General features: G+C 68.4%; 13 protein-coding genes. 6 read left to right on the forward strand and 7 right to left on the reverse strand.

Annotation, left to right across the window (positions count from 1 at the left end; all coding sequences use genetic code 11):
* From infB to rimP, 4 genes are all read right to left on the reverse strand, one after another.
* Positions 1–2928 (reverse strand): translation initiation factor IF-2, encoded by a 2928-nt coding sequence (infB, locus tag DTA22_RS09025; protein ID WP_112299237.1) that lies wholly within the window; start codon positions 2926–2928, stop codon positions 1–3.
* Positions 2929–3033: 105 nt separating this feature from the next.
* On the reverse strand, positions 3034–3387 hold the full coding sequence (locus tag DTA22_RS09030; RefSeq protein ID WP_081792792.1) for a YlxR family protein: 354 nt from the start codon (positions 3385–3387) through the stop codon (positions 3034–3036).
* 44 nt (positions 3388–3431) lie between these two features.
* Positions 3432–4463: a transcription termination factor NusA gene (nusA, locus tag DTA22_RS09035; protein ID WP_105419289.1), complete on the reverse strand. Its 1032-nt coding sequence runs from the start codon at positions 4461–4463 to the stop codon at positions 3432–3434.
* Positions 4460–5032 (reverse strand): ribosome maturation factor RimP, encoded by a 573-nt coding sequence (gene rimP / locus DTA22_RS09040; RefSeq protein WP_037245703.1) that lies wholly within the window; start codon positions 5030–5032, stop codon positions 4460–4462. The genes nusA and rimP overlap by 4 nt, the downstream gene beginning before the upstream one ends.
* Positions 5033–5228: 196 nt before the next feature.
* On the opposite strand from rimP, the gene DTA22_RS09045 reads away from it, so the two are divergent.
* From DTA22_RS09045 to DTA22_RS09060, 4 genes are all read left to right on the forward strand, one after another.
* Entirely contained in the window at positions 5229–5756 is a 528-nt protein-coding gene (locus DTA22_RS09045) for a hypothetical protein (protein WP_037245701.1), read from the forward strand.
* Positions 5753–6196: a ferritin-like domain-containing protein gene (locus DTA22_RS09050; RefSeq protein WP_112299238.1), complete on the forward strand. Its 444-nt coding sequence runs from the start codon at positions 5753–5755 to the stop codon at positions 6194–6196. The genes DTA22_RS09045 and DTA22_RS09050 overlap by 4 nt, the downstream gene beginning before the upstream one ends.
* Positions 6197–6297: 101 nt before the next feature.
* The gene (locus DTA22_RS09055) at positions 6298–6783 is read left to right on the forward strand and encodes a nuclear transport factor 2 family protein (protein WP_037245696.1); all 486 of its coding nucleotides are present in this window, start codon (positions 6298–6300) and stop codon (positions 6781–6783) included.
* Positions 6780–7607 (forward strand): SDR family NAD(P)-dependent oxidoreductase, encoded by an 828-nt coding sequence (locus tag DTA22_RS09060; protein ID WP_112299239.1) that lies wholly within the window; start codon positions 6780–6782, stop codon positions 7605–7607. The genes DTA22_RS09055 and DTA22_RS09060 overlap by 4 nt, the downstream gene beginning before the upstream one ends.
* Positions 7608–7626: 19 nt before the next feature.
* Here the strand turns inward: DTA22_RS09060 and DTA22_RS09065 are convergent, their stop codons facing one another.
* Positions 7627–8352, reverse strand: a complete 726-nt coding sequence (locus tag DTA22_RS09065; protein ID WP_245973298.1) for an ABC transporter permease subunit — start codon at positions 8350–8352, stop codon at positions 7627–7629.
* Positions 8353–8357: 5 nt separating this feature from the next.
* Positions 8358–9599, reverse strand: a complete 1242-nt coding sequence (locus DTA22_RS09070; protein ID WP_112299240.1) for an RNA-guided endonuclease InsQ/TnpB family protein — start codon at positions 9597–9599, stop codon at positions 8358–8360.
* A gap of 108 nt (positions 9600–9707) precedes the next feature.
* On the opposite strand from DTA22_RS09070, the gene DTA22_RS36470 reads away from it, so the two are divergent.
* On the forward strand, positions 9708–10037 hold the full coding sequence (locus tag DTA22_RS36470; protein ID WP_409372693.1) for a transposase: 330 nt from the start codon (positions 9708–9710) through the stop codon (positions 10035–10037).
* Between the two features lie 750 nt (positions 10038–10787).
* Here the strand turns inward: DTA22_RS36470 and DTA22_RS09090 are convergent.
* Positions 10788–12233, reverse strand: coding sequence for a DHA2 family efflux MFS transporter permease subunit (locus DTA22_RS09090; RefSeq protein WP_112299241.1), 1446 nt, complete (start codon positions 12231–12233; stop codon positions 10788–10790).
* A 103-nt stretch (positions 12234–12336) separates the two neighbouring features.
* Here DTA22_RS09090 and DTA22_RS09095 point away from each other — a divergent pair, with 103 nt between their 5' ends.
* Positions 12337–12963: a TetR/AcrR family transcriptional regulator gene (locus DTA22_RS09095; RefSeq protein WP_037245687.1), complete on the forward strand. Its 627-nt coding sequence runs from the start codon at positions 12337–12339 to the stop codon at positions 12961–12963.
* Positions 12964–12982: the final 19 nt, after the last annotated feature.

Consider the following 12982-nt stretch of genomic DNA (forward strand, 5'->3'; position numbering starts at 1 on the left):
CTAGTCGCGCGGCTTTTCCCGAAGCTCGTAGGCCTCGATGACGTCACCGACCTTGATGTCGGAGTAGGTGAGCGTCAAACCGCACTCGTAACCCTCGCGTACCTCGACAGCGTCCTCCTTCTCCCGCTTGAGCGAGGAGATGGTGACGGTCTCGGCGACAACCGTGTTGTCACGCAGCAGCCGGGCCTTCGCATTGCGACGGATGGTACCCGAGGTGACGAGGCAACCGGCAATGTTGCCGACCTTGGACGAACGGAACATCGCGCGGATCTCCGCCTTGCCCAGCTCGACCTCTTCGTAGATCGGCTTGAGCATGCCCTTGAGAGCCTTCTCGACCTCGTCGATGGCCTGGTAGATCACCGAGTAGTACCGGATGTCGACGCCCTCGCGGTTCGCCAACTCGGTCGCCTTGCCCTCGGCGCGGACGTTGAACCCGATGATGATCGCGTTCGACGCAGCGGCCAGGTTGACGTTTGTCTCGGTGACGCCACCGACACCACGGTCGATGACCCGCAACTGCACCTCGTCGTCGATCTCGATGCCGTGCAGGGCCTCTTCCAAGGCCTCCACGGTTCCCGAGTTGTCGCCCTTGAGGATGAGGTTGAGCTGCGACGTCTCCTTGAGAGCCGAATCCAGGTCCTCGAGGCTGATGCGCTTGCGGCTCTTCGCGGCCAGAGCGTTGCGCTTACGCGCATTGCGCCGGTCGGCGATCTGACGGGCGATGCGGTCCTCGTCGACCACGAGCAGGTTGTCGCCTGCACCGGGGACCGACGTGAAGCCGACCACCTGGACGGGACGCGAGGGCAGGGCCTCGAGCACGTCGTCGCCGTGCTCGTCGACCATGCGGCGCACACGTCCGTATGCGTCGCCGGCCACGATCGAGTCGCCGACCCGCAACGTTCCGCGCTGGATGAGCACGGTCGCGACGGGGCCGCGTCCACGGTCGAGGTGCGCCTCGATGGCGACACCCTGAGCGTCCATGTCCGGGTTGGCCCGCAGGTCCAGGGCAGCGTCCGCCGTCAACAGCACGGCTTCGAGCAGCGCGTCGATGTTGGTGCCCTGCTTCGCCGAGATGTCGACGAACATGGTGTCTCCGCCGTATTCCTCGGCGACCAGTCCGTACTCGGTGAGCTGCTGCCGGATCTTGTCCGGGTTCGCGCCTTCCTTGTCGATCTTGTTCACCGCGACCACGATCGGCACGTCGGCCGCCTGGGCGTGGTTGATCGCTTCCACCGTCTGCGGCATGACGCCGTCGTCGGCGGCGACGACCAGGATCGCGAGGTCGGTGGCCTTGGCACCACGGGCACGCATGGCCGTGAAGGCCTCGTGACCGGGGGTGTCGATGAACGTCACGAGACGCTCGTTGCCGTCGAGCTCGGTCAGCACCTGGTAGGCACCGATGTGCTGCGTGATGCCGCCGGCTTCGCCCTCACGGACGTTGGCCTTACGGATCGTGTCGAGCAGTCGGGTCTTACCGTGGTCGACGTGGCCCATGACGGTGACCACCGGCGGACGGGACTCGAGGTCCTCTTCGCCACCTTCGTCTTCGCCGTAGGTGAGGTCGAAGCTGTCGAGCAGCTCGCGGTCCTCGTCCTCCGGGCTGACGACCTGGACGACGTAGTTCATCTCGCCGCCGAGCAGTTCGAGCGTCTCGTCGTTGACCGACTGGGTCGCCGTCACCATCTCGCCGAGGTTGAACAGTGCCTGTACCAACGCTGCGGGGTTCGCGTCGATCTTCTCCGCGAAGTCCGACAGGGATGCACCACGGGCGAGGCGAATGGTCTCGCCGTTGCCACGGGGCAACCGCACGCCGCCGACGGCGGGCGCCTGCATCGAATCGTATTCCTGGCGCTTCTGACGCTTCGACTTGCGACCACGACGCGGGGCACCACCGGGGCGACCGAACGCGCCTGCTGCCGCACCGCGCTGACCGGGGCGTCCACCGCCACCGGGACGACCGCGGAAACCACCTGCGGGTGCTCCGCCACCGGGCGCACCTGCGCCGGCACCGGGAGCTCCGCCACCGCGGTATCCACCGCCGCCGCCGCCGGGACGACCGCCGGGGGCTCCGCCGGGACGGCCGGGACGACCGCCGGGAGCGGGACGTGCCGAACGAGCAGGCATCGCGCCTGGGTTCGGGCGAGGAGGCATCGAGCCCGGGCTGGGACGGGGACCGCCCTGACCGGGAGCCGGACGGGGACCGCCCTGACCCGGTGCCGGACGAGGTCCACCCTGACCGGGAGCCGGACGGGGACCGCCCTGACCCGGTGCCGGACGAGGTCCACCCTGACCGGGAGCCGGACGGGGTGCACCCGGACGCGGTGCGCCGGGAGCGGGACGGGGCGCCGGACGCTCGGCGGGAGCCGAGGAGTACGGGTTGTTACCGACACGCGGGGGCTTCGGGCCGGGACGGGGTCCGCCGGGCTTGGCGCCCGTGGACGGAGCCGCGGGGGCACTCGCAGCCGGAGCGGCCGGGGCTGCGGGTGCGGCCGGAGCCGGGGCAGCCGGGGTGGGGCGACCGGGCTTGGGAGCATTGGTCGCCGGTGCAGCCGGGGTGGCTGCGCTTGCTGCGGGCGCGGCCGGAGCCGGGGCCTGCGCCTCGGGGGTGGCTGCGGGGGCTGCCGCCGCGGGTGCGGCCGGAGCCGGAGCCGGGGCTGCCGGCTTCGGGCCGGGACGCGGACCGCCCGGCTTCGCTGCGGTCGCCGGGGCGCTCGGCGCGGGTGCACCGGGCTTGGCAGCCGGACGGGCTGCGGAATCGGCGGACTTCGCCGACGGGAAGGACTCCCGCAGACGCCTGGCGACGGGCGCCTCCACCGTGGAGGACGCCGACTTCACGAACTCGCCCTGCTCCTTGAGCGTTGCGAGTAGTTCTTTACTTGTGACACCGAGTTCTTTAGCCAACTCGTGCACGCGGGCCTTGCCTGCCACTGCTCTCCTCACTGATGAGGTCGAGCAGGAGGCTCCCCTGAGAGGGGCCCGCACGACCTCGGGTTATCTCCGATGGACGATCATCGCTGGTGCTTCACGGTGTGCTCATGAGTGCTTGTGCCTGTTCTGTTCGAGAGGTACTGCTCTGGGTGGGTGCCCTGCTCGTACCCAGTGGTCGACTTCTGAACTGTCGACACTTCCGGACACTCGCAGCGCTCTGCCGAATGCTCGGCGTCGTTCCGCGAGACTCAGGCAAGCCTCGGCGGGGTGCAGCCACGCACCTCGACCGGGAAGCCTGCGCCTCGGGTCCGGGGCGAGAACATGACCTTGCGGCCCGCTCTCACTAACCACAACCCTGAGCAGATCGACAGCCAGCGCGCGCTCCCTACATCCTATGCATGTTCGAACCGGTGAACCGGTAGGAACGCGCGCGGAATCGGGGTGCTCATGCTGAACCATTGACCACTCTACCGCCGACTCGCCCCGATCTCCGCATTCCCGGCTCAACGACTGGTCGCGGCGGGTCCGCCTGCCGACTCGGGGGCGGGTGCGGCGTCACTGCGGATGTCGATTCGCCACCCGGTCAAGCGTGCAGCAAGGCGGGCATTTTGCCCCTCCTTGCCGATGGCGAGGGACAGCTGGAAGTCGGGGACGACGACACGTGCGGCCCGCGCCTCGGGGTCCACCACAGTGACGGAGACCACTTTCGACGGCGACAGCGCGTTACCGACGAACCGGGCCGGGTCTTCGTCGAAGTCGATGATGTCGATCTTCTCGCCGGCGAGTTCGCTCATCACGTTGCGCACCCGCTGGCCCATCGGCCCGATGCACGCACCCTTGGCGTTGAGTCCCTGCACCCGCGACTGGACGGCGATCTTCGACCTGTGCCCGGCCTCCCGGGCGACGGCGATGATCTCGACGGAACCGTCCGCGATCTCCGGAACCTCGAGCGCGAACAGCTTGCGGACGAGGTTCGGGTGGGTGCGCGACAGCGTGATCTGCGGTCCCCGCTGTCCACGGGCCACACCGACGACGTAGCACTTGAGCCGCTCGCCGTGCTCGTAGTTCTCGCCGGGCACCTGCTCGGCGGGCGGGATCAGACCCTCGGCGCCGCTGGCCTCGCTGCCGATCCGCACCACGACCATCCCGCGCGAGTTCGCGCGGGTGTCGCGCTGGATCACGCCGCCGACGATCTCACCCTCGTGGGTGGAGTACTCGCCGAAGCTGCGCTCGTGCTCGGCGTCGCGCAGTCGCTGGAGGATGACCTGGCGGGCGGTGGTCGCGGCAATCCGGCCGAAACCTTCCGGGGTGTCGTCCCATTCCTCGCCGACCATGTTGCCGTCGGCGTCGACGTCGTGCGCCATCACACGCACGATGCCGCTCTTGGTGTCGACGTCGATCCGCGCGTGCTGCTGATGCCCCTCGGTGTGCCGATAGGCGGTGAGCAACGCGGTCTGGATGGTCGAGATGACGGTCTCGATCGAGATGCCCTTGTCGGCCTCGATAGCGCGCAACGCCGCAATGTCGATATTCACTTGTCCAACCCCTCTACTACTTCTTCATCTTCCGACGCGTCTGCGTCCGCGGGTGCCACGCGACCCTCGGGAATCCCGCCCGCGAGTTCCAGCTCTCGCGGGTCGGGTTTCGAGAATTCCACTTGCACAACAGCTTTCTGAATGTCCGGGAGCGCGACGCGCCGAACCTCCGGGCCCGTACGCGAGCCGATCACCACCGCGACCGAATCGCCGTCGAGGACGCCGATCCGACCCACGACGGTCTCGTGCGCAAGATCGATGCGCGCCTTGCGGCCGCGGGCCCGGCGCCAGTGCCGCTCGTGCGTGAGCGGCCGGTCGATACCGGGAGACGTGACCTCGAGCGTGTATGGCGACTCCCCGAAATCGGACACCGAATCGAAGACCTCGGAGATCTCGTGGCTCAGGTTCGCGACCGCGTCGAGTTCGAGCCCGGCGTCGCTGTCCACCATGATCCGGACCGCGCTGTGCCGACCCGCGAGGGTGACCGCAACGCCCTCCAAGTCGTAGCCCTGGCGTTGCACCAGATCGGAGATGAGCTCCGTCACCCTCTCCTTGGATGGAACCGGCATCGGGGAAGCTCCTCGTTTCAGTTGTCGCTCGTCGTCTTCGTGGTCTGGCAGGTCATCGTGCCGCGCACGCAGCACCACGAACCCGCCGGGACGGGTTCGAGCATCTAAGAGTAACGCTGATTCGACGCGCCCGTGACCAGCCCCGGTGCTCGATTCCCGGGATCGCGGCCCGACCTGGCACCATGGACCGGTGCTCATGCCCACCGTCTCCCGGCCCCCGACATCCGGTCCGGCCGTGTCCCGGCGCACCGCTCTCCGGTTCGCAGCCGCCTCGGCCTTCGGCGTCGCGAGCGTCGCCCTGCTGGCGGGGTGCGCCGACGACGCGGACTCCGACACCGAGGTCGATTCACTCGTCGAGCAGTCGCGTCTGGCTCGTCGTGACGCCGCCGGTGCGGCGGCCACGATCGCGCTGCTCCCCGATCGCGGCGCGGCGCTCGAACTCGTCCGCGCCCAGCGCGCCGCGCACGCCGACGCACTGGATGCCGAAATCGCCAGGGCTGCAGGAACTTACCTGGACGGCACCGCACCGACCACGTCCGCTCCCCCGTCGACGACACCGACCGCACCGGCGCCGCCGCCCGGCCTCGATCAATTGCGGGCCTTCCTGGCCGAGTCGCAGCGCAGCGCAGCCGATTCGGCGCGCGCACTGACCGCCTACCGGGCGGGGCTCTGCGCGTCGATCAGCGCGGCATGCGGAACGTATCTGGCGGTGGTGCTGCCGTGACGACACCCACTGAAGCCGAGGGTAAGAGCCTCGCCGACGCGCTGACCGCCGAACATTCCGCGGTGTTCGCCTACGGAGTGGTCGCCGCATTCTCGAATCCCACCCGGGCCACCCAGGTGGCCACCGCCGCCGCAGCCCACCGGGCGCGACGGGACGGGCTCCTGGACACGTTGACGGCGGCAGGACTGACGGCCCCGGCCGCCGAGGCGGGCTACACCCTGCCGTTCCCCGTCACCGATCCGATCACGGCCGCACAGTTGGCGGCCCAGGTCGAGGCCGACACCGCCGTCGCGTGGCGGGCGGTCGTCGAACACGGTGAGACGGAGGACACCCGCACGCTCGGCGTCACCGCGCTGACCGAAGCGGCCGTCAGGGAGGCCACCTGGCGGGTGGCTCTCGGGACCGATCCGGTGACCGACCCGTTCCCCGGCCAGCCCTGACGACGCGCAGGTTCCCGCCCAGCGGGATTCTGCACCCGCCTGTCGCGTTCGCGGCCTAGCGTCTGTCCCGACACGGTGAACGGCAACGGGAGGACGGCGGCGTGGACGAGCGCTCGGTGGAGCAGCGTCTGGCGGACCTGGAGCGGATCGACGCGATCAAGGCGCTCAAGTACCGCTATTGGCGAGCGTGCGACGGCAAGGATCCGGACGCGTTCCGTTCCTGCTTCGTCTCGTCCGGGGCGTCGATCGACTTCGGGCCGCTCGGCCGGTTCGACGACGCGGACCGGCTCACGGACATCTTCCGCAGGATCGCGCTCCATGAAGTGGACGGCAAGCACGTGATCCTTGACATGCACCACGGCTTCCATCCGGACATCGTGCTGCACAGCGACACCGAGGCGTCGGGCGCGTGGACGCTGAAGTTCCGCCAGGTGGATCTGCTGAAGCGGACGGAGACCGTATCCTCCGGCGAGTACGACGACGCCTACCGTCTCGAGGACGGCGTCTGGCGAATGTCGCGATGCCACTTCACCACTCGATGGTCGATCACCCGCCCGCTCCCCCAGGACACGGTGGTCGTCCAGTGAGCGCCGGGGTAGCTCTGGTCACCGGGGGGAGCCGCGGCGTCGGCAAGGGTGTGGCGACGGCGCTGGGAGCCGCGGGGTGGACCGTGTACGTCACCGGGCGCGGCCCGCTGACGGACGAAAGCCCACTGGCGGTGTCGGCGCGAACGGTCACCGATGCCGGTGGGACCGGCATCGCGGTGGCCTGCGATCACCGCGACGACGACGACGTGCACAGCCTGTTCGCCCGGATCTCGGACGAGCAGGCCGGCCGGCTCGACCTGCTGGTCAACAACGTGTGGGCCGCGCCCAAGGGATTCGGCGGGTTCAGCACGCCGTTCTGGGAGCGGCCGCTGGACGACTGGGACTCGCTGATCGGCGTCGGTCTGCGTGCCCATTACGTCGCGTCCGTGGAGGCTGCGCGGTTGATGGTGCCCCGCCGCTCCGGGTTGATCGCGAACATCTCGTCGTTCGGGACGCGCGGGCATCTGCACTCGGTGCTGTACGGCATGTCCAAGGCCGGGCTGGACAAGATGGCCAGCGACATGGCGGCGGAGCTGGCTCCGCACGACGTGCGTGCGGTCTCGCTGTGGCCGGGCATCGTGCGGACGGAGATGATCGTCGCCAGCGGCCTCGAGACCATCGCCGGCTTTCCCGTCGCGGACGCCGAGTCCCCCGAGTTCATCGGCGAGGTGATCTGCGCCCTGACCGCGGACTCCACCCTCCCGGACCGAAGCGGGCACACCTTCGTCACGGCGGAGCTGGCCGTCGAATACGGAATCACCGACACTCAGGGCCGGACCCCGCCCTCGCACCGGGAACCGTTCGGCGGCGGCCCCCTCTTCTGAGCACCGGGCGCCCGTCCACTCAGTTCACGTCGCGCCGGCGGACGAGCCAGACCGTGCCGAGGGCGAACGCGGCGACGTACCCGGCCAGGAGAAGCACCGACGTGCCGCCGTCGAGGATGTTCAGGACGCCGGGGGTGGTGTCGCCGCCGAAGTCGCGGAGGGTGCCGGCGAGCGAGCCCGCGGCGGTACCGGGCAGGAAGTCCGTCACCACCGACACGGGGTCGAGGATCGCCGCCACTCCGCGGAGCAGATTTTCGACCACCAGCACCCACACGAGGCCGAGCCCGACGGACAACGCCGGCCCCCGCGCGAGGGCGCCGACGAGGACGCCGGCGGCGGTCCACATCCCGAGGATGAGTACCCCGGAGGCGAGTGCCTTCAGCATCGCGTCCGCGGCAGGCAGACTCGCCGACTCCGATTCGACCACAGCGATGACGGACGCCACCCCGAGGTCGACGGCCGCCACCGTGAGAACGAGTCCGATCACCACGGTCAGCAGCGCGAGCAGGGTTCCGGTGAGCGCGGCCGATCGCGGCGGCCCCTGGGTGAACACGGTCTTCCACGTTCCCCACCCGTAGCCGCTGCCGATGGTGAGGGCGCCGAGGATGAGCATCAGCGCGCCCCCGAACATGGCCATGCCCTGGGTGAACACCTGGGGCACCGCCGAGGGCAGCATCTGCGCGAGCAGCACGTCCGGGGGCGCAGACGACGCCATGTCGGTGGTGCCACCGGTCGTGTACGTCATGTAGATCAACTACTCGGCCCCGAAGGGCCGGGTTTGCTGCTCACGTTCCCACTGGCTGCGGGAGGGGTGGCTGCTATGGGCGCGGTTGATTGGGCGGCCCTGTACGTGCGATGTCCGAGTGCGGCGATGTTGCGGGCCGCGTTGTGGTCGGCGTGATCGGTCCACTGGCAGTGTCGGCATCGGAACGTTGCTTGCGAGACCCGGTTCGCTTTGTCGCAGTACCCGCATTGTGAGCAGGTTCGCGAGGTGTTCCGGGGGTCGACGACAGCGACGGGCACCCCAGCCCTCTCGGCCTTGTAGGTGATCTGCGCTCGTAGCTGGGCGTATGCCCAGGAGTGGAGTTGGGTCCGTTGCTGTCGGGCTAGCCGTACCCGGTCGCGGATACCTGACAGGTCTTCCATCGCGATCCCACGACCGGTGCGTTGTGCGCTGGCAACAATAGTTTTCGACAGTTGATGGTTGACGTCGGTGGCGAACCGCTGTTCCTTTCGTCGCCGTGCCTTCAATTTCCGCTTCGCTGATTTCGTGCCCACTCGCTGCAAACTCGCGCGCAGGGCGGCGTTCTTCTTCCGGCGCGCCGTCACTGCCCCGGCGGACCACCGCACGTCGAGGGCTGCGGGATCGTCGTCGGTGGTGACGGCGAGGTTTACGATCCCCAGATCCACACCCAACCAGCCTTCGGCGGTGTCCGGCGGCGGGGACGGTTCCGGTGCGGCTTCGTCGACGGTGGCGTGCAGGTAGAAGTGCCCGTCGCGGTAGACGAGGTCTGTTTCACCTTTGCGGTCGGCGAGGAGTGTGTGTTGCCATGGTGCGCCCACGAACCGCACCCCCCGCAGCCGGCCCGCGGTGGTCCAGATCGACACGGTCGAGGAATCCATTTGCCACGACAGGCACCTGTCGTCGAACGGCTGGGCGGCATGCGGCCGGAATGCGACCGCGGTCTCTGCCACCGACGTATACCGTTTCGACCCCGGCCGACGGTAGTTTCCGTTGGCCAGGTTCGCTTGCCGGGTGGTGTACGCGTCGGCAACTTTCCGCAGAACATGCAACGCCGGCTGCGCGGAAAGACCCCGCGTCTTCACCATCGGATACAGCGCGACCTGCAACGCCCGCCGCGACCGCAGTCCCCTCGACTGAGCCAACCCGGACACCTCATTGGCAACCTCATTGCACAACACCAACGTCGACTCCAGCGCCGCAAACTGATCAGCTGTGGGTACGAGCTTGACCACCACCATCCGTTTCACCTCGCACCCACCGCCTCCCCTAGCCGACTAGCCTTCACCGACCCGATGTGTGAATAGATCATGACAGAGGGGTCCGACAAGTCCCGGGGGCAACACTTATCGAATACGATGGCGAAACCATCACGGGCACCTACTGATCCACCTACAGTGCAACTCTGCGCCTTGGTCAACAGCCTCACAGGCGTGTCCGCCCGCCGTCTACGGCAAGCGTTCCCCGGACGCAAATGCGAAAACCTGTGGAGCAACCACTTCTGGTCGCCCGCACTCACATCGATGGCCGAACGCCGCGAGCGACGCACACGGCGCGGGCTTCCTGTCACGGTCTTGCTCGTCGTGCTGGCCGTCACGATGCTCTACGTGGCCCGGGGTTACACGTACGGTCCGGTGTTCCTCTCGCTCGTGGTCGCGCCTCCCTGCGCCATGACTGCCGGGTCCTGATGGCGCACCTACCCGGTCCTTGCGATCGGCTACGTCCGGATCCTCTTCGCCGTGCCGGCTGCGCAGTCTGCCGAGTCGCCGTCGCTGTGCGTCCTCACGGGTATCGCGGCCTGCCTGATGGTCCCTCCGCGCCGCCGCGATCATCCGGCAGATGCGCGGGACACTCGACGCCCGCCGGCAACGCGCCGAGACGGCGGAATGCAGCGCCCTGAACGAGCAGTGTCGATGCGCCAGCAAGGAGCGGCTCGCGATCGCCCGCAGACTGCACGATGTTCTCGCACACAGCCTCCAACTGATCTCGTGCAGGCCTCGGTCTCGCTCGAGCTGTGGGACAGCAGACCCGAAAGGTCCCAGGAAGAGCTGTCCACGATCAAGTTCGCGAGCCGCGACGCGATCGGCAACGTCCACGCGCTGTTGTCGTCACTGCGGGTTTCGGTGAGGACAGCCCGCCGATCGCGCCAACCGCACGGATCGGGGACCTGGACGGTGCGGTCGAATGCACCCGTGCCGCGGGTCTGGCGGGGACGAAGCCCTTCGGCCGATCGGCGGACAAGCCGCACTGGTACTCGCGGTCGAGTATGGGCGTGACCCAGCTCGTCGGGACGGGTGACGTCGGATCTCCGGCGTGTGACGCCCGCCAGGTCGCGCAAGTACGCCGTTCCCGGCGAAGTCTCCGATGCGTTCCTCCCTGCCCTGGAACTGATGCGGGCCCGGAACTCACGGTCCGGGCCCGCCCGCACTCCGGCAGGGTCACGTCGACGCCAGGACGGCCTTCGATCGTCCCGGCATGAGGGCCGCGGCGACGACGGCGACGGCCACGAATCCGGCTCCCACGTACAGGGCCGGCGCAAGGGCGTCGATGTATCCCGACGGCGTCAGACTGCCGCCCGCACCCAGGAACACCGCGGTCAAGAGCGCGATCCCCAGCGCGACACCGATCTCACGGAGCGTCGCATTGGTCGAACTGGCAATGCCGTGGTCGGCCTCGGGCATGTCGGCCAGGACAGCGGTCGCGTTGGGAGCGAACGTCAGACCCATACCTGCGCCCGCCATCACGAATGCCGGAATCATGCTGCCGTACGTGGCGCCGGGAACGATGAGTGACGCCATCCACAGCAGGGACAATCCCTGCAGGACCAGGCCGGTGACGAGGAGGGTCCGGACTCCCAGCCGCGGCGCGAGCAGGCCTGCGATCGGGGCCACCAGCATGGGGGCCGCCGTCCACGGCAGAGTCCGCAGGCCGGCCTCGAACGGGGAGTACCCCATGACGATCTGGAGGTACTGCGACAGAAGGAAGACGGCGCCCATCATTCCCAGCGTGAACGTCAGCCCGATGACGTTGGCCAGGGAGAACTGACGGGACCGGAACAGCCGCAGAGGCATGACGGGGAACGGTGTGCGCAACTCGCGCACCACGAACGCCGCGAGCAACACCGCCGATGCGCACAGGGCACCGAGCACCGTGGCGCTGGTCCAGCCGTCGTCGTTGCCGTGCACGATGCCCCAGACTCCGAGGAACACGGCTGCTCCGGCCAGGACGACACCGAGTGGATCCAGTGGCTGCCGCTTTCCCTTCGACTCACCGAGCGCGTAGAGCGCCAACGGGATCGCGACCGCTGCGACAGGAACGTTGATCCAGAACACGGCTTGCCACGACACCCCGTCGACGACGGCGCCGCCGATCACCGGGCCGAGGGCGATGCCCAGTCCCGAGACGCCGCCCCAGATCCCGATGGCGAGGGCGCGCTTGGCGAGCGGAACGGCACCGGCCAGCAGGGTGAGGGAGAGCGGCATGATGGCTGCCGCACCGATGCCCTGGACAGCGCGTGCGCCGATGAGCATCTCGGAGGTGGTCGACAGGGCAGACGCGATCGACGCCAGCGCGAAGAGCATTATGCCCCAGAGGAATACACGGCGGCGACCGAGTCGGTCCCCCAGCGCCGACAGCGTCAGCATCAGCGTCGCGAAGGCGAGCGTGTAGGCGTTCATGAACCATTGCAACTGCCCCACCGACGCACCCAGGTCGCGCTGGATGACCGGTAGCGCGCTGGTCATCACGAGATTGTCGAGTGTGGCCATGAACATCGGTATCGAGGCGGCGACGATCGCCAGCCAGACCGGCACCATCCGGCTGCGGCCCTGTCCTGAGGGAGGCGCCGCCGTTTCGTGTTCCAGGCGTTCGGAGAGTGTCGTCATGACGGGTCCTCGTATCCGAGTCGTGAGTGCGGGATGAAAGACGTTGTAAGCATCAGATGATTACTTATTTCGAAGACTAGTAATCGACTGATAACATGTCAACATGGCATCGCCCGTGAAACAGACCCGGATGAGTGCGACCGAACGTCGCGAACTCGTACTGGCCGCCGCCTCCCGGGCGTTCGCGCGGGACGGCTATCACGGCACCAGCACCGACGCCGTCGCACGCGAGGCCGGGGTGTCCCAGCCCTACGTGGTGCGCATGTTCGGTTCCAAGTCGCGGCTGTTCGCAGACGTCTTCGACCGCGCGATGCGTCGGATCATGGACACCTTCGAGCCCTACTTCGACGATGTCGCCGCCGACCCGGAGAACGACGAGTCGTGGCTCCCGATGGGCATCGCGTACACCGAGCTGCTCGAGGACCGCGACCTCCTGCTCGTGATGATGCACGGCTTCACATCCGGCGCGAACCCGGAGATCGGCGCGCTGGCCCGCGACTGGATGTCCCGGCTCTACACGCAGATCCGAACGCGCACCGGCTGCAGCCCGGAACGGGCCCGTACGTTCATCGCCAACGGAATGCTGCTCAACACCCTGCTCGCCATGCAGGTCCCCGAGCATGCGGGGCAGGATCCGGCGCTCGAGGAACTGGCCGTGTGCGCGTTCGGCAGCACCCTGGACGCCGCGGGCTCCGAGAACTCATCAGTGATCGGCGATTTCCGCTCTTGATCTTGCTCAGAGGACACGC

This window comes from Rhodococcus wratislaviensis (assembly GCF_900455735.1).
Taxonomy (GTDB): domain Bacteria; phylum Actinomycetota; class Actinomycetes; order Mycobacteriales; family Mycobacteriaceae; genus Rhodococcus_F; species Rhodococcus_F wratislaviensis.

Coding starts and splice junctions, on each gene's coding strand:
- DTA22_RS09095 (WP_037245687.1), top strand. CDS start 12,337: ATGGCATCGCCCGTGAAACAGACCCGGATGAGTGCGACCGAACGTCGC.
- DTA22_RS09090 (WP_112299241.1), bottom strand. CDS start 12,233: ATGACGACACTCTCCGAACGCCTGGAACACGAAACGGCGGCGCCTCCC.
- DTA22_RS09030 (WP_081792792.1), bottom strand. CDS start 3,387: ATGGTTCAGCATGAGCACCCCGATTCCGCGCGCGTTCCTACCGGTTCA.
- DTA22_RS09065 (WP_245973298.1), bottom strand. CDS start 8,352: ATGACGTACACGACCGGTGGCACCACCGACATGGCGTCGTCTGCGCCC.
- DTA22_RS36470 (WP_409372693.1), top strand. CDS start 9,708: ATGGCGAAACCATCACGGGCACCTACTGATCCACCTACAGTGCAACTC.
- rimP (WP_037245703.1), bottom strand. CDS start 5,032: ATGCCGGTTCCATCCAAGGAGAGGGTGACGGAGCTCATCTCCGATCTG.
- DTA22_RS09045 (WP_037245701.1), top strand. CDS start 5,229: ATGCCCACCGTCTCCCGGCCCCCGACATCCGGTCCGGCCGTGTCCCGG.